This window comes from Acinetobacter sp. S40 (assembly GCF_016624705.1).
Lineage (GTDB): Bacteria > Pseudomonadota > Gammaproteobacteria > Pseudomonadales > Moraxellaceae > Acinetobacter.
Genome location: NZ_JACVTU010000002.1, coordinates 213,574 through 228,915 on the forward strand (window position 1 = coordinate 213,574; position 15,342 = coordinate 228,915).

Below are 15,342 nucleotides of genomic sequence, written 5' to 3' on the forward strand. Positions count from 1 at the left end.
TATTTTTTTAAGACTGCCATTTTTTTACAAAATCACTGACCACTATGTCTGCACGTGGCGCAATTGATTTGGCGGCAGTGCCAATATAAATAATACCTGAGATCAAATCACGATCAGCCAATCCTAAATGCTGCTTCATCCATTTTGACTCAACAACAGCACCTGAACGCCACATCGTTGAAAACCCTTGTACCTGCAAAGACAATAAAAAGTTTTGAATAGCCGCCCCAGAACTCAAAGTTTGTTCAAATAATGGAACCTTAGGATGATCCTGAAATTGAGTAACCGCTATTACTATCAATGGTGCACGAAAAGGGTGTTGCTTAACACGATCAAGCTGAACTGGATCAGTTTCACCAAGATCTGCTAAGGCTTGAGATAAACTCTCGCCAAAGGCCGCTCGCTGTTCAGGTTGAATCACAATAAATCGGGTCGGTTTTAAACGATGGTGATCCGGCGCAGTCAGTGCTGCTTCAAATGCTTTATTTAATTGTTCAGAAGATGGTGCAGGCTCAATGAGATGCCCAATTGATTGACGCTGATGAATATTTTGATGAACCTTACTTACGTCTAAATCCGTCATGAACATTAATCTAATAGAAAAAAACAAAAGTAGATTAGCACATTCCTTTTTCATTCTGCCATGTCAATCTAGGGCATTTCACTAGTTTTCTCAAATTTGACAGCTTTACTGCAAAAATTATCAAAATCTATACAACATACTCAAAACAAATAAAAATTTTTATGGTCAACTAAAAAAATAATTTTTAAATTTTCTGAAGGACTGGTTTATGAAAAAACAAATCACCGCCAGCGTATTGACTGCATCCGTCATTTTATTAACAGCGTGTGCCTCTAACCCTACTGCCACAACCGCGATTCAAAAAGAAAATAATCAATTTGAAGTGACGGGGGTAGGCAAAACTAATCTCATAGCGAAAAATAATGCCGTTGATGCAGCAAATAAGACCTGTAAACGCAGCTCGGCCGTTATAGTTGACGAAAAAACAACTTATAACGGTGTACTTAAAGGTGTAGTAGATGAAGAAACTGGAAAAATAGTAGAGGCAGCAGCAGGCGTTATTGGTTCGATTACGGGTAAAAATGCGTCTTTAGCAAAAGATGATGATTATCAGACAACGCTTACTTTTTATTGTAAAGCCAGTTAATCACATACCGACTAAATAAAAAGCGCTCTGTATTTAAGAGCGCTTTTTATAAAAAATTATTCAGATGACAGTCTAACAATACCCATCCAAACGTGTCAGTGGTAGTTTTTTGCCAATCGCTTTTTCAATTTCTGGTAAATAAAATGCATCATCTTCTGAAAGAAAACTAATACTTACACCTTGAGAACCTGCACGACCAGTACGTCCAATACGATGTACATAATCATCTGACTGTTCTGGCAAAGTAAAATTCACCACGTGCGATACACCATCCACATGAATACCACGACCAGCAACATCTGTTGCAATCATAATATTGTTTTTACCCTGCTTAAATTGCTCAAGCATTTTTAAGCGTTTGTCCTGTGCAATTTCACCTGACAACATTCCCACACGATAACCATCTCTTTTCAAATGATCATATAAACGACGCACTTGATCTCGACGATTGGCAAAGATCATGACTTTATCAATTGGTTCATCACGTAGAATATCCTGCAATAGACGATATTTATCTTTTTTCTCTACTACATAAACACGTTGCTCTACGTCATTATTGGTTTTTTGTTCAGGTTCAATTTCAACTGTGACAGGTTCAAACAACCACTGACGTGCCAGATTTAAAACATCATAACTAAAAGTAGCAGAAAACATTAGAGTCTGACGTTGTTCCTTACGCGGAGAGTAACGCACAATCCGTTTAACCGAAGGAATAAAGCCCATATCCAACAACCGATCTGCCTCATCGATCACCAGAAACTCAATTTGATCGAGCCAGACTTCTTTTTGCTCAATAAAGTCGATCAAACGTCCTGGAGTTGCGACCAGAATATCTAGAAAGTGAGCATTGAGCGGTTTCTTTTGCTTATCAAAGTCCACACCACCCACTAGTGTCAGCAGTTTTAAATCAGTAAATCTGGTCAGCTCTCTAGCATCGCTTTCGATTTGCAAAGCCAATTCACGAGTCGGTGCCAGAATCAATGCACGTGGTTCTCCACGATAACGCTGCTCCTGAATCGGATTATTTAGCAAATCATTAATGATACTCACCAGGAATGCTGCGGTTTTCCCTGTTCCCGTTTGCGCACGCCCAATCGCATCGTGCCCTGCAAGTGTATATTTTAAAACCTTTTGTTGAATTGGGGTCATTTGCTTAAACCCTAATGCATCAATCGCTTTTTTAAGTTGCGGATGTAGATTCAAGGTTTCAAAACCAGATACCATAAATTCGTGCTCTAACTGTTAATCACTCTGATGAGAATAGTAGTATAAAACAAAAACGCCCCAATTATAAAATTGAGGCGTTATTCAACATAATAAAATGTTGATTAGTCTAAAGGCTGTACATTCTCAGCCTGAAAACCTTTTTGTCCTTGCACAACGCTAAATTCAACACGCTGACCGTCACGTAACGAACGATGTCCGTCACCCATAATTGCACGAAAATGTACAAATACGTCGTCGCCGCCATTACGTTGAATAAAGCCAAAACCCTTAGTGTCGTTAAACCATTTAACAACGCCTTGTTCGCGAGCTGTCATAAGTCAATCCTCAGAAGTGAAAATAAAGGACCTTCCGGTGTTGCAAACAGCAGAGCAAACAAGTTTAAAATTCGTTATTATTTCAAAGCTTGTAATCATTCTGTAAAACTATCAACAATTTCCGGTTACATCCATTTGTTATAGGCTTAATAAAACAATGATTTGTTTATACTAGTGATTCCTAAAACGCTTCGAGCTTAACACGGGTTTGTGACAATTAATAGAAATTTTTTAGATAATTCTATATAAAATTTTGATTGATTTTTAAACTCCATAATATTTTTTTACTATCAATAAAATATATGCTTTTAAAGCGTGCGACTTTTTGCACATTTATGAAAATATTTGATAAAATCGGAGCTCATAACGATCTTTAAATATTTTTACGGATGAGTGATTCAAATCTCGGAATTCCCACTGAAATTAACGCTATAGGCCAACCGTGCCCTATGCCCCTTTTGATGTTAAAACGTGGTTTAAAAAAAGCAGATCAGCATCAGGTTTTTTTATTAAAATCCTCTGATCCACATAGTGAAATTGATGTCATTCGTTATTGTCAACTCCATCAATTAAAGTGTCAGTTGACCCGAATATCTGACCATGAATTTCACTATTTGATTCACTCTTAAACATACAGCTTTGTTCTTTAGAGCAACTAGTGTATAAAATTTTACATTTCTCTACCCAATTTTCCTTAATTATGAACTTGCTTCGCATTAAGATGAAATCATTGGTTATACCACCATCCTATAAGGAGAACTCATGAGTGACAGCAGCAATCAATTGATGCCCCTGTCCTTATCTGCGCCCGGTGTAAATCTCGGTGCTTACATCAGCACCGTTAATCAAATTCCAATTTTGACCGCTGAGCAAGAGAAAGAACTGGCTGAGCGTTACTATTATGATCAGGATTTAGATGCGGCAAAAATGCTAGTCATGTCGCATTTACGTTTTGTTGTGCATATTGCACGCAGCTATGCAGGCTATGGTTTACCACAAGGTGACCTTATTCAAGAAGGCAACCTTGGCTTGATGAAAGCAGTAAAGCGTTTTGACCCGAATATGGGTGTGCGTTTAGTTTCTTTCGCAGTTCACTGGATTAAAGCTGAAATACATGAATATGTCATTCGTAACTGGCGTATCGTGAAAATTGCAACAACCAAAGCGCAACGTAAATTATTTTTTAATTTACGCAGCCTAAAAAAGTCGAGTAAAAAACTAACACTTGAGGAAGCTAAGGCAATTGCAGTTGACCTAAACGTCACGCCTGAGCAAGTGCTAGAAATGGAAGGCCGATTGACAGCCTATGATGCCGCTTTTGAGGCACAAGGTGATGACGACGATGATTCAACGCATGTCGCGCCTGCTTTATATCTCGAAGATAACCGTTACGATCCTGCACGATTGGTGGAAAATGAAGACTACGAAGAACAAAGTAGTTCTGCGTTGTATGAAGCAATGAATCAATTGGATGATCGTTCACGTAACATCTTACAGCGCCGCTGGCTAGATGATGATAAATCCACACTGCATGAGCTTGCAGCAGAATACAATGTCTCAGCTGAACGTATTCGCCAGCTTGAAAAGAATGCGATGGAAAAGATTAAGGTTGCAATGTCAGCAAGCTAATTTTTTCTGGTATTTAAAAGAGGCATTTGCCTCTTTTTTATTAAGCTTAAGTATTTTTAGCTCGGTGGATTTATGCTAAGGTGCTTGTGTCTTTTTTTAAGTGTTTTTGGCTTATGTGGATCGCAATTGCAGCTGTTAATCTTGCTTTGGCTGTCATATTGGGCGCATTTGGCGCTCACGGCCTAAAAGCCTTTGCAACACCAGAACAACTTGGCTGGTGGAGCACAGCAACACAGTATTTCTTTTACCACGCGTTGGGTTTACTTGCGTTAGGTATTTTAGCCAGAATCAACTCTCCATTTTCGATTAAAGCATCTTTTATCTTAATCCAGATCGGTATTTTATTATTCTGTGGTTCTTTATATATCATGGCATTAGGTTTACCGCGTGGATTAGGTGCAATTACTCCACTTGGAGGGGTATTTATGATTTTAGGGTGGCTAGTCCTTGCATGGAAGGCCATAAAGTACGCGAAATAATGGAAAACTAAATGCAAATTTATTTAAATGGCGAGCTTAAGCAAACTGCTTGTCAAAACTTATTGCAACTTGTTCAGGAATTAGCACTTGAAGGTAAACGGTTTGCCGTCGAACAAAATGAGCAGATAGTTCCAAAGAGTAAACTCGAACAATCTCCCCTTTCAGAACATGATCGTATAGAAATTATTCACGCTGTCGGCGGCGGCTAAAATGGAGTAAGCCATGCAAGATTCACCTTTAACTATCGGTTCACGTACATTTCAATCCCGCCTTTTAGTCGGCACAGGTAAATATAAAGATCTTGATGAAACAGATTTGGCGATTCAAGCCAGCGGTGCAGAGATTGTAACTGTGGCGATTCGTCGTGTAAATATTGGGCAACACCCCGATCAACCGAATTTACTTTCAGTCATACCACCCGAAAGATATACCATTCTGCCAAATACAGCAGGGTGTTTTGATGCAGACAGTGCAGTACGCACCTGCATGTTGGCACGTGAACTTCTGGATGGACATAATCTAGTCAAACTTGAAGTTTTAGGGGATGAAAAAACACTTTATCCCAACGTTACAGCCACGCTTAAAGCTGCTCGCACCCTGATTGATGATGGTTTTGAAATCATGGTTTACACCTCAGATGATCCTATTATTGCTCAAGAACTGGAGAGTATGGGCTGTGCAGCGATTATGCCTCTAGGAAGTCTCATTGGTTCAGGTCTAGGTATTTTAAACCCTCACACCATTTCTATTATTAAAGAAAATGCCAAAGTGCCTGTATTGGTAGATGCCGGTGTAGGCACCGCAAGTGATGCGGCAATTGCGATGGAACTGGGCTGTGATGGGGTTCTCATGAATACTGCAATTGCTGCGGCACAAAACCCTATACTGATGGCATCTGCCATGAAAAAAGCAATAGAAGCTGGTCGAGAAGCCTACCTCGCGGGACGTATGCCTCGTAAACGTATGGCCAATGCCAGTTCTCCAGAAACAGGATATTTCTTTAAATAAGCAATGGTTAAAAAAAGGATTCTTTGGGATCCTTTTTTATTAAAAATAAAGAATAAGAGTAAAATTAATATGCTAAAAACTATTATTGCACTGGGTTGTCTTGCTGTTACAGCAACTACATTTGCAAACTCTGATCAGGCAAAGTATCAGTCATTTATCCCTAAAAACTGGAAAATTATTGAAACTGGCAAAGGCGATTTAAACCAAGACGGGATGGAAGACCTCGCTTTAGTGATTGAGGAAAATAATCCAGAGAAGATTATTTCCAATGATAGACTGGGTAGTCCTGAGCTCAATACCAACCCTAGAGCTTTGTTGGTTTTATTTAGAACCGCGCAAGGTTATCAATTGATCAGTAAAAGCCTGCAACTTCCAAGTGAAAATGATGCAGACTCCCCTTGCCTAGCCGACCCATTAGAAGATGGTGGCATTATGATTTCAAAAGGGATATTGAAAATAAATTTACATTATTGGTTAAGCTGCGGTTCATGGTATGTCACCAACAATAATTTTAGCTTTCGCTATCAAAATGGAAAGTTTAAATTAATTGGCTTTGATCAAAATAGCTTTCATCGCGCTTCAGGTGAAGAAAGTGGCGTGAGCATTAATTTTTTAACTGGAAAATTGAAAAAAACTACCGACGGAAATGAGTTTGAAGAAACAGCAAAGCCTGCTAGGGTTGAATGGAAAAAGTTAAAGCAGCATTATGACTTGAATTTAGAACACGTTAATTTTAAAGAACCACCAGAATTTCAATAAAAAACGCTTCAATATGAAGCGTTTTTCATACAAATGCCATCTTTAAGAAATTAGGCCTTCATCTCGCATAGCAATATTCACTGATTGACGTTCTGCAACTTTGTTGCGTAATGCCACAATATTTTGGTAAGGGCTCAAATCATGTTCAATACTATTTGACCAATTGGTGAGAACAAACAAATAGGCATCGGCTGGACCAAACCCATCATCGACCAGATATTCATGGTCTGATTCACCTATTGCTTTATCGATATAAGCCAGTAATCGATCAATTTCAGCATAGGCTTTTTCTTTTGCTTCAGCATCTAATGCGCCCCCAAAGAATACCGCATAGGCATCATGGAGCTCTGAATTCAAATACCCAAGCCATTCCAACACTTTGGCACGTCCTAAACCTGATGGGGGAATCAAGTTTTGAGCTGGATCATGTTGTGCAATAAAAGGAAGTACAGCTACATTCTCGGTGAGAACCAAGCCTGGTGTTATTTCAAGTGCAGGCACGTAACCTTTAGGATTAATCTCATAATAATCTGCACCTTTTTCAGTTTTATGTGTTTTTAAGTCAACCCGTTCCAGATCAAAATCAACATTAATTTCATTCAAAAGAATATGTGCAGCCAATGAACATGCACCAGGGGAATAATACAACTTCATAGATAATCCTTGTTATAGCTCTCTTCACTGTTTTAGAACGCTTTACTCAAACTTTCAAGCTCTACTCGTTTTAAATTTTAAAAAAACGTAACTACCTGAAAATACTTACCATTAGACTATTGAGTAAAATACTAATTTTTTCAAGTGAAAAACGTTGTCTTTTATATTTACCAATGTGTATGACAAAAAAATGAACCAGATAAAATGAAATCAACATAAAAAGAAAACCAGTCTTATTCATCAATAGACTGGCTCAAAATAAGTTGTTATTAGAATGTCAGAGTTTTTATAAAGTGTCATTTCTCCCTCTATAGTTGAGCTTTTAAGACTTTACTGAAGTTAAAACGCAGATCCATTTTAAGATGCTTTTTGAATGCTGCGCATCCCTGAAATTGGTGATTTTTCTCTATGTATTTCAATTCCTTTTTTATCTAATTTAGCCGTCATAAAAAAACCAGTCTCATTAGACTGGTTTTCTTTGGTTTTTAAGCAAAATTAATATTACCAACTAAAGCCAACACCAACACCGCCCGAGCTTTCTTCTTTACTTAAAGCACCACTAATACTCAAACTGGTATTTTCATTGATCATTCTCTGATAGCCCACAGCAACTGCTTGCTCCTGACCTTGCACACCCGCACCTACACCCACACGGTTTTGACCACGTAATCCAGAAGTACTGGTTGCCATATTCATCATGGCTGCACTCATTGCGCCTTGACGGTCAAAACGTTTATCGACTTCCTGGAAACGGCGTTCTGTTTGCAAACTATAGTCTTTAAATGCATTTTCTAGTCCTGCGAAACGAGTATCTGTATAAGTATTTGCACTCGAAAGCGTCTCAGAACTTGATTTATTCATTTGTGCGACATTTACCGCATCTGTATCAGCCGTACCTGCAGCCACATTGGTGAGTTGTCTTTGATTGGTCGCTGATCCTACAGATACAGTATTATCACGATCATTGCTTGAATCATTGCCTAATACCACAGCATTTTTTGCCTCAGTAGTGACATTATTTCCAAGAACAAAGGTATTGTCACCTTTTACTGTATTGTCATTGCCCACTACATAGCTACCATTACCACTTACAGTATTCGGATCTCCAAATGCCCCTGATTTATTACCCGAAACAGTATTACTAACACCCACCGCAGTTGAATTATTACCCGTGACCACCGTGTTTGGACCAATCGCTGTTGAGTTTTTTCCTGTTGCATTGGAACCTGCACTTGAACCAGCACCATTTCCATCAATACTGATATATTTACCTGCATCAGCAACTTTTTGATCCGTATAGGACTTAGCAGTATTTAAGGTTGAAGCTGTTTGCTGATCCGTATAATTTTTTGCATTGTTTAATGTCGTTGTTGCTTGCTGATCCGTATAACTTTTTGAATCAGTCAATGATTGAGCGGTTTGCTGATCTGTGTAGGTTTTTGCATCATTTAGATTTTTTGCATCTTGCTGATCAATATAGCTTTTTGCATTTGCCAATGTGCCAGAACTTTGGGTGTCTGTATAAGTATTTGCATCAGCTAATGTTTGAGCATCCTGTTGATCAACATAATTTTTCAGATTACTGACTGAACCTTTTAATGCAGATAATTCATTATTTACAGCACCAAAAGTTGCTCCAATATTAGAATAACTTGCACCTTGTATCGTAAATGTTGGCAAAGCAAATACGCCATTATTAAAACTAGCGCCCCCACCTAATACAGAAGCAAGTTGGTTTGCACTATTGCTAAACTGATTTGAAAGAGTGCTAATACTTTGATTAGTAGTATAAAGCTGACCGCCAGTTATTGCATCTTTAGAGCTAGCAGAGCTAATATCCCCTTCCTGCAAATTGGTCAATTTAGTTCCATTCACGCCTTTTAAGCTAATACTATCTTTTGTTGGACTGTCATATTGAACCGCCAATTGATTCAATGTTCCTTGTCCTTGCTGGAGGGATGCAATATCAGCCTCGTTCGTCGTTACACGGCCATCTAGATTATTAATCGCAGTAGTATTCGTCGTAATTTTGCCATCCAACGTTGTCACTTCATTACCGATTCGGGTATTTAAAGTCGTAACCTCTCCATCAATACGTGTATTTAAAGTACCGACTTCAGTGGTTACTCGCGTATCCAGCGTGGTGACATTGGTGTTAGTCGTATTTAGCTGTTTACCAGTCACAGCATCGGTTGAATTTGCTGACAGTGTGGCATCTTTCAAGTTGGTCAGCTTTGTGCCTGTTGCGCCACTCAGAGTAATATTATCTTTTGCAGCGTTATCATAAATTACGGCATTATTTGAAATACTATTCAAACCCGTTTGAAGTGTGACAATGTCATTGGTATTGGTGGTAACACGTCCATCAATGCCTGAAATAGTGTTATTTAATGTTCCTACTTCAGTTGTAACGCGCCCATCCAGATTGCTAATTGCTGTGGTATTTTGTCCAATCGCAGTGGTATTCGTCGTAATCTTGCCATCCAACGTTGTCACTTCATTACCAATGCGGGTATTTAAAGTCGTCACTTCTCCATCAATACGAGTGTTTAAAGTACCAACTTCAGTAGTTACTCGTGTATCCAAATTAGTGACACTTGTTTGCGAAGCTTTGGTTGCCAATCCAGTTGTAGTGTCAGTAACCTGAGCATTTAAACTGTCAAATGCAGTTTTATCTGCCTTTAATGCAAGCCCAGTTGTTAAATCTGTTTGCGAAGCTTTTGTTGCCACAATCGCATTGGTATCTTTTAACTGACTATAGTTAACTGCATCTGTGTCTTTTGTTGCAACAGCAACATTCGTAATACGTTTTTCAGCGCCCGCTTTACCTACAGAAATGGTATTTGCTTCATCGGCTAAAGAGTCATAACCAATCGCAGTTGAACCATAAGCTGTAGCTTGGCTACTACTACCAAAAACACTGCTATAAATACCAGATGCAATATTATTTGAACCAACCGCAGTGGAAACACCACCTATTGCCTTATTTGAATTCCCTACACTTGTGCTATTTACGCCTAGCGCCTGATTGTCATAGCCCATTGCCACACTTTGACCACCTAATGCAATATTATGTGAACCAACCGCAGAACTACGATCTCCAAATGCCACAGAGCCGCCATTGCGAAGCGTAGTTTCAAAATCTGCTGCTTGTTGTGCATTTACTGATGTATCACCAATTTTGGTAATGGATGCAGTCGTTAAATCTGTTGCCTCAACTTTAATGCCATTAATAGCAGTGAGTTTTGTCCCATCATTTTCTGTATTATAGTTTTGTCCACTGGCAGCCCCTACAACTGTAGCGCCACTACCCTTTGCCAAGTTCTGCGAACCTGCGGCAAAGCTCCCGGTGCCAGTTGCTTTATTATAAGTACCAACCGCATTACTCCATTTTCCAGAAACAGTATTGCTAATGCCTAAAGCAACGCTTTGCTCTTCAGTAATATTATTATTAAAACCAACGCCAGTACTATATGTACCAGTAACATTGTTTTGTGTACCAATGGCATTCGAGAAAATACCACTTGCCGTATTACTTGCGCCTATCGCGTTGCTATAAGAATTAATTGCATTATTTGCAAAACCAATCGCATTACTTGAGTCACCAGATGCGGTATTGCTATAACCTACTGCACTACTATAAGTACCTGAGGCCGTATTACTTCTACCAACTGCACTACTTGCCTCAGCTGAAGCTGTATTGTTAGAACCAACTGCACTACTCAAATTAGCCAATGCCCTATTGTAATCACCGATGGCACTGCTCGCTTCACCATTTGTAGTATTATCAGAACCCAATGCACTACTTTGTTTACCGAACGCTCTATTAGAATCGCCTACGGCGCTAGCAGACTCGCCTGATGCTATGTTTGAGTTACCAACAGCATTACTTGAAACACCAGATGCAGTATTGGATCGACCTATGGCACTAGCATTTACATTACTTGCTAAGTTTTCAGAACCTATAGCACTACTATCTGTATTAGAAGCTGTATTATGATGACCTACCGCAGCACTATAATCACCACTTGCAATATTGGAGCGACCTAAAGCACTACTACTATCACCTGTTGCAGTATTATTTGAACCTACAGAATTACTATAATTACCCATTGCAAGGTTTTGACTACCCACCGCATTACTTGCAACTCCTAAAGCGATATTACCGCCTTTTTTTGCAGCATTTTTAAAGGCAGCTACTTGGGTCGCATCTGTAACGACAATACCATTAGGTAATGTAAATGATGTGATATCATCAATATTTGTCGTGGTTGCGGTAACGGTCACACCTGCAACACTTGTCAGTTGTGTCCCATTACTTTGTGAATTATAGGCTGTACCAGATGCGGAGCCTAAAGCATTGGCATTGATATCTTTTTGGGCATAATTATCGGAAGCCCCTATAGCGGCAGTAGAGAGTAATGACTGCACTTGAGTTAAATTGACTGCATCTGTCCCGTTTGTTGCAGTGGCTACATTGGTAATACGTTTTTCAGCGCCCGCTTTACCTACGGAAACAGTATTGGCTTCATTGGCTAAAGAATTATATCCAATGGCGGTGGCTTTATCAGCAGTTGCCAAACTGTAACTACCAAAAGCACTACTGTATTGTGCAGTTGCTTGGTTGCTAGCCCCATATGCAGCACTCGCATCTCCTGATGCAATATTATTAAACCCAACTGCACTACTTGCTAGCCCAGAAGCATTATTGATTACACCTAAAGCACTACTAGCAATACCACTTGCTTGATTATATTTTGGATTAATGAATAAATTATTAGTATAGTCCACAAATGCCTGTTTTGCAGCATCACTTAAATTTGTTTGACCATTGATAGCCATTATAATTTCAGGCATATATTTACTACTATTGGTAAATACATATTCATTATCTGCCAAATTTGTGATTACTGTAAAATCACCAAAAGATAACCTTTTATCGCTCCCATAATATGCTTCAAATATATTCCCAGCCAAACCGTTACCAATTGCTGCACTGCCAATTCCAGACGATATATTATAACTACCCACTGCACTACTGGCGTTAGCTGTTGCTTTATTCGTACCACCACAAGTAAAAGTGTTCGTGCCTGTTGCTGTACTTCCTCCAGTTCCACCACTACCGTTTACATCACAGACCTCAGCCCAAGCATGAGCCCCCATAATCGTTGCAATACTCAAAACCAGCGTTTGCAAACCAAGTATCCGATATCCCGAATCTGTAGTTAAAACCTCCGAACTAACCACGACCCCAGTGGTATTATCCGTTTTCCCTGCACTTTTAGCATTTTCCGAAACCACCACCATCTGCCCCAGTGATTTATTCCAGATCAGTTTAAAAATCTTGTTCATATGCTCATCCCCGCCGATTATTTTATGATTTAAATTTATGCACTTATTATTTGATCATGATCACAAGTTTTACGATATACCTGAAATTAGTGATATTTTTGTTATTCATCGGAAAATACCCAATCTCAGGGATATAACAATGATAAAGACACAGGCAGATTAGGAGCGGACATGAATCTTTTGAGTAATGTAATGCTGGATCCAGAGTTGGTTTTACCTGTACCTGTCATCGTGGTGGAAGATGAGCCACTCATACAAAAAAGGCTGAAAGAAATATTATTAGGTATCGGTTATTTACCTGAAAATCTTATCTTTGCCCAAACGTTAGCTCAAGCAAGTAAACAACTTGAACAACATTCTGCCTCCTTGGCATTGGTTGATTTAGGGTTACCCGATGGAAATGGCATTGAGTTTATCAAGCAGCTTAAGAACTATGATCCCACCATTGCTATTCTGGTCATTTCTGCATGGAGTACTGAAGACGCTATTTTGAATGCGCTGATGGCAGGTGCTACTGGCTATGTATTAAAAGAACGCGATGATATTGAAGTCGCACTTTCTATACGCAGTATTTTACGTGGTGGTGCCCCCATCGACCCTTTTATTGCCCGTCAAATTTTAAAACAACTTCCCGTGAGTAATGAAGCAAGCTCTAAAAAAAATATTGAAAATGAGATAGATGACGCTTTACTTTCAAAACGTGAACATGAAATATTATTGCTGGTTGCGCAAGGTTTGAGTAATAAGGAAATTGCCAATCAGATCAACTTATCACGTTATACAGTTGAATCTCATATCAAGCATATTTATCGGAAACTTGCAGTATGTACACGCATCAAAGCAGTCGATACTGCACGATCACTTGGTTTGCTCGATTAAAACGTTTATGTATTGCTTTTTTATTTATCCTATTCGGTAGTATTTCTCAAGCTTACGCCTTTGCATTGCATGAATTGGTACTGCTTCCTAAACATCATGCTTGTCATGTCAGTATAATCAGTATCCAATCTGCTCAAACCTCACCAGACCTCCAGATCAGTCATATCAATAATATAAAAAGCTGGCAAACGGTAAAATTGCCAGATTTTTGGGAAAATCGCTGGAAAAACTATTCGGGTACAGTCTGGTATCGTATTTTATGGTCAAAAAATTGCCCTACATCTCAAATTGAACCTTTTGCATTAAATATTGACAGCATCAACATGGCGGGCGAAGTTTATCTTAATAAGCAATTGATTTGGCGAGATAAAAATCTAATCGAACCTTTAAGCCGTAGCTGGAATATGCCGCGCTATTGGGTTTTACCTGATTCTGAACTGAAACAAGGTCAAAACGAAATTTTGATCCGAGTGATAGGAATCGCGACTCAAAGTCCTGGTTTAGGTAAAGTTTATATAGGAGCGCCACATGCGATTATTGAACAAAATTCAAAATATGTATTTGAACATCGAACGCTGTATTTTATTAATCTTGTGATCTCCCTGACATTGGGAACTATTACCTTTCTCGTCTGGCTCATACGCAGAAAAGACTCAACTTTTGGCTGGTTTGCTTTGGCGTCGTTATTGTGGGGGCTTTTTATCAGCAATATTTTAACGACGGAGACTTATCCATTTTTTCACACTTTACAACTTGCCAAAATTAATATGCTTTTTTTGGTCGGATATGTGATTTCTTTCACTATTTATGCATGGCGTTTTGCTGGGAAAAAATATAAAAAGATCGAAAATTTATTATGGTTTATCAGTCTTATCGGTGGGATTAGTTTATTTTTTGTTCCCTCCATATATTTAGGTTTTACCTTACTGTTTTTATTTTTATTTGTGACCCTCGTATTTCTAGGTTGTTGTCTTTTTTATCAATGGATTGCCTATAAAACACCTAAAGCTGATATCCGTTTTCTTGCGCTCATTCTACTTGGCTTTGTTGGGATCGGTTTGCATGATGTCTATCTAATTTTGACTCAAAATACTGAACAAACTTACATTACTCCATTTGCAGCGCCTTTAACCGCTCTAGCTATCTCCATGATCTTGGCTTGGCGTATCGCACAAAATGTTAATTATATTGAAGAATTCAATCATACATTAGCTCAAACAGTTGAACATGTGAGGGCTGATTTAAAAAACTCTCTAGATAAAAAACATCAACTTGAAATCGAAAATATGCGCCTACAGGAACGACTCAATCTATCTCATGAGTTGCATGATGGCTTAGGTGGTTCTCTGGTTCGTTCCATGATTTTAGTGGATAAAAGCAATGATATGGATAAACAGCATTTTTTATCGATTTTAAAATTGTTACGCAATGACTTACGTCAGGTCATCGACAGTGGATCGACAATAGGTGCAAAAGTACCAGAATCTCCGATTATTTGGGCGTCTTCAATTCGACGTCGTTTTGTACAACTTTTTGAAGAACTTGAAATTGAATCCGAATGGCATTTACCAGATTATTGGTTAAAAGAACCCAATACCTTGCAATGCCTTACACTCGCTCGTGTAGCAGAAGAAGCACTAACCAATATTATTAAACATAGTCATGCCACTCTGGTTCAGGTCAGCTTATCCCAAGATTATCAGCAATTAGTGCTTGAAATTCAGGATAATGGTATCGGGTTTGATCCGAATATGGTTCAGGAGGGCCTACATGTGGGCTTACAGAGCATGCAAGTTAGGGTCAATCGTATCGGTGGAAGTTTTGAAATTTACTCAAAGACTGGTCAGACCCTCATTCGAGTTAAACTGTAAA

At 38.9% G+C, this 15,342-nt stretch carries 14 protein-coding genes; 9 read left to right on the forward strand and 5 right to left on the reverse strand.

Annotation, left to right across the window (positions count from 1 at the left end; all coding sequences use genetic code 11):
* Window positions 1–7: 7 nt before the first annotated feature.
* The gene (locus tag IAE19_RS03680; RefSeq protein ID WP_200459580.1) at window positions 8–583 is read right to left on the reverse strand and encodes a nitroreductase; all 576 of its coding nucleotides are present in this window, start codon (window positions 581–583) and stop codon (window positions 8–10) included.
* A 208-nt stretch (window positions 584–791) separates the two neighbouring features.
* Between IAE19_RS03680 and IAE19_RS03685 the strand changes: the two genes are divergently transcribed.
* The gene (locus IAE19_RS03685) at window positions 792–1,169 is read left to right on the forward strand and encodes a hypothetical protein (protein ID WP_200459581.1); all 378 of its coding nucleotides are present in this window, start codon (window positions 792–794) and stop codon (window positions 1,167–1,169) included.
* Window positions 1,170–1,241: 72 nt separating this feature from the next.
* On the opposite strand, the gene rhlB is transcribed toward IAE19_RS03685, so the two are convergent.
* Window positions 1,242–2,393, reverse strand: coding sequence for an ATP-dependent RNA helicase RhlB (gene rhlB, locus IAE19_RS03690; RefSeq protein WP_200459582.1), 1,152 nt, complete (start codon window positions 2,391–2,393; stop codon window positions 1,242–1,244).
* Window positions 2,394–2,497: 104 nt separating this feature from the next.
* Window positions 2,498–2,710 (reverse strand): cold-shock protein, encoded by a 213-nt coding sequence (locus tag IAE19_RS03695; RefSeq protein ID WP_004653893.1) that lies wholly within the window; start codon window positions 2,708–2,710, stop codon window positions 2,498–2,500.
* A 389-nt stretch (window positions 2,711–3,099) separates the two neighbouring features.
* Here IAE19_RS03695 and IAE19_RS03700 point away from each other — a divergent pair, with 389 nt between their 5' ends.
* From IAE19_RS03700 to IAE19_RS03725, 6 genes are all read left to right on the forward strand, one after another.
* Entirely contained in the window at window positions 3,100–3,339 is a 240-nt protein-coding gene (locus IAE19_RS03700) for a sulfurtransferase TusA family protein (RefSeq protein WP_200459583.1), read from the forward strand.
* Between the two features lie 133 nt (window positions 3,340–3,472).
* Complete coding sequence (gene rpoH / locus IAE19_RS03705; protein ID WP_004988265.1) at window positions 3,473–4,339, forward strand: RNA polymerase sigma factor RpoH; 867 nt, start codon at window positions 3,473–3,475, stop codon at window positions 4,337–4,339.
* A gap of 113 nt (window positions 4,340–4,452) precedes the next feature.
* Window positions 4,453–4,818 (forward strand): DUF423 domain-containing protein, encoded by a 366-nt coding sequence (locus IAE19_RS03710; RefSeq protein WP_200459584.1) that lies wholly within the window; start codon window positions 4,453–4,455, stop codon window positions 4,816–4,818.
* An 11-nt stretch (window positions 4,819–4,829) separates the two neighbouring features.
* Window positions 4,830–5,027, forward strand: a complete 198-nt coding sequence (gene thiS, locus IAE19_RS03715; protein ID WP_200459585.1) for a sulfur carrier protein ThiS — start codon at window positions 4,830–4,832, stop codon at window positions 5,025–5,027.
* A gap of 13 nt (window positions 5,028–5,040) precedes the next feature.
* On the forward strand, window positions 5,041–5,826 hold the full coding sequence (locus tag IAE19_RS03720; protein ID WP_200459586.1) for a thiazole synthase: 786 nt from the start codon (window positions 5,041–5,043) through the stop codon (window positions 5,824–5,826).
* Window positions 5,827–5,895: 69 nt separating this feature from the next.
* A complete protein-coding gene (locus IAE19_RS03725; RefSeq protein WP_200459587.1) occupies window positions 5,896–6,585 on the forward strand; it encodes a hypothetical protein in 690 nt (229 codons plus the stop codon).
* Between the two features lie 42 nt (window positions 6,586–6,627).
* Here IAE19_RS03725 and IAE19_RS03730 read toward each other — a convergent pair whose 3' ends face one another.
* Together IAE19_RS03730 and IAE19_RS03735 are read right to left on the reverse strand one after the other, a co-directional pair.
* Window positions 6,628–7,239 carry a glutathione binding-like protein gene (locus tag IAE19_RS03730; protein WP_200459588.1) on the reverse strand — a complete coding sequence of 204 codons (612 nt, stop codon included), beginning with the start codon at window positions 7,237–7,239 and terminating at the stop codon, window positions 6,628–6,630.
* Between the two features lie 501 nt (window positions 7,240–7,740).
* A complete protein-coding gene (locus tag IAE19_RS03735; protein ID WP_200459589.1) occupies window positions 7,741–12,591 on the reverse strand; it encodes an ESPR-type extended signal peptide-containing protein in 4,851 nt (1,616 codons plus the stop codon).
* Window positions 12,592–12,762: 171 nt separating this feature from the next.
* On the opposite strand from IAE19_RS03735, the gene IAE19_RS03740 reads away from it, so the two are divergent.
* Together IAE19_RS03740 and IAE19_RS03745 are read left to right on the forward strand one after the other, a co-directional pair.
* Entirely contained in the window at window positions 12,763–13,470 is a 708-nt protein-coding gene (locus tag IAE19_RS03740; RefSeq protein ID WP_200459590.1) for a response regulator, read from the forward strand.
* Complete coding sequence (locus IAE19_RS03745; RefSeq protein ID WP_200459591.1) at window positions 13,416–15,341, forward strand: sensor histidine kinase; 1,926 nt, start codon at window positions 13,416–13,418, stop codon at window positions 15,339–15,341. Before IAE19_RS03740 ends, IAE19_RS03745 begins: the two co-directional genes overlap by 55 nt.
* Window position 15,342: the final 1 nt, after the last annotated feature.

Coding starts and splice junctions, on each gene's coding strand:
- rpoH (WP_004988265.1), top strand. CDS start 3,473: ATGAGTGACAGCAGCAATCAATTGATGCCCCTGTCCTTATCTGCGCCC.
- IAE19_RS03720 (WP_200459586.1), top strand. CDS start 5,041: ATGCAAGATTCACCTTTAACTATCGGTTCACGTACATTTCAATCCCGC.
- thiS (WP_200459585.1), top strand. CDS start 4,830: ATGCAAATTTATTTAAATGGCGAGCTTAAGCAAACTGCTTGTCAAAAC.
- IAE19_RS03710 (WP_200459584.1), top strand. CDS start 4,453: ATGTGGATCGCAATTGCAGCTGTTAATCTTGCTTTGGCTGTCATATTG.
- IAE19_RS03735 (WP_200459589.1), bottom strand. CDS start 12,591: ATGAACAAGATTTTTAAACTGATCTGGAATAAATCACTGGGGCAGATG.
- IAE19_RS03680 (WP_200459580.1), bottom strand. CDS start 583: ATGACGGATTTAGACGTAAGTAAGGTTCATCAAAATATTCATCAGCGT.
- IAE19_RS03745 (WP_200459591.1), top strand. CDS start 13,416: ATGTACACGCATCAAAGCAGTCGATACTGCACGATCACTTGGTTTGCT.
- IAE19_RS03695 (WP_004653893.1), bottom strand. CDS start 2,710: ATGACAGCTCGCGAACAAGGCGTTGTTAAATGGTTTAACGACACTAAG.
- IAE19_RS03725 (WP_200459587.1), top strand. CDS start 5,896: ATGCTAAAAACTATTATTGCACTGGGTTGTCTTGCTGTTACAGCAACT.
- rhlB (WP_200459582.1), bottom strand. CDS start 2,393: ATGGTATCTGGTTTTGAAACCTTGAATCTACATCCGCAACTTAAAAAA.
- IAE19_RS03685 (WP_200459581.1), top strand. CDS start 792: ATGAAAAAACAAATCACCGCCAGCGTATTGACTGCATCCGTCATTTTA.
- IAE19_RS03740 (WP_200459590.1), top strand. CDS start 12,763: ATGAATCTTTTGAGTAATGTAATGCTGGATCCAGAGTTGGTTTTACCT.
- IAE19_RS03730 (WP_200459588.1), bottom strand. CDS start 7,239: ATGAAGTTGTATTATTCCCCTGGTGCATGTTCATTGGCTGCACATATT.
- IAE19_RS03700 (WP_200459583.1), top strand. CDS start 3,100: ATGAGTGATTCAAATCTCGGAATTCCCACTGAAATTAACGCTATAGGC.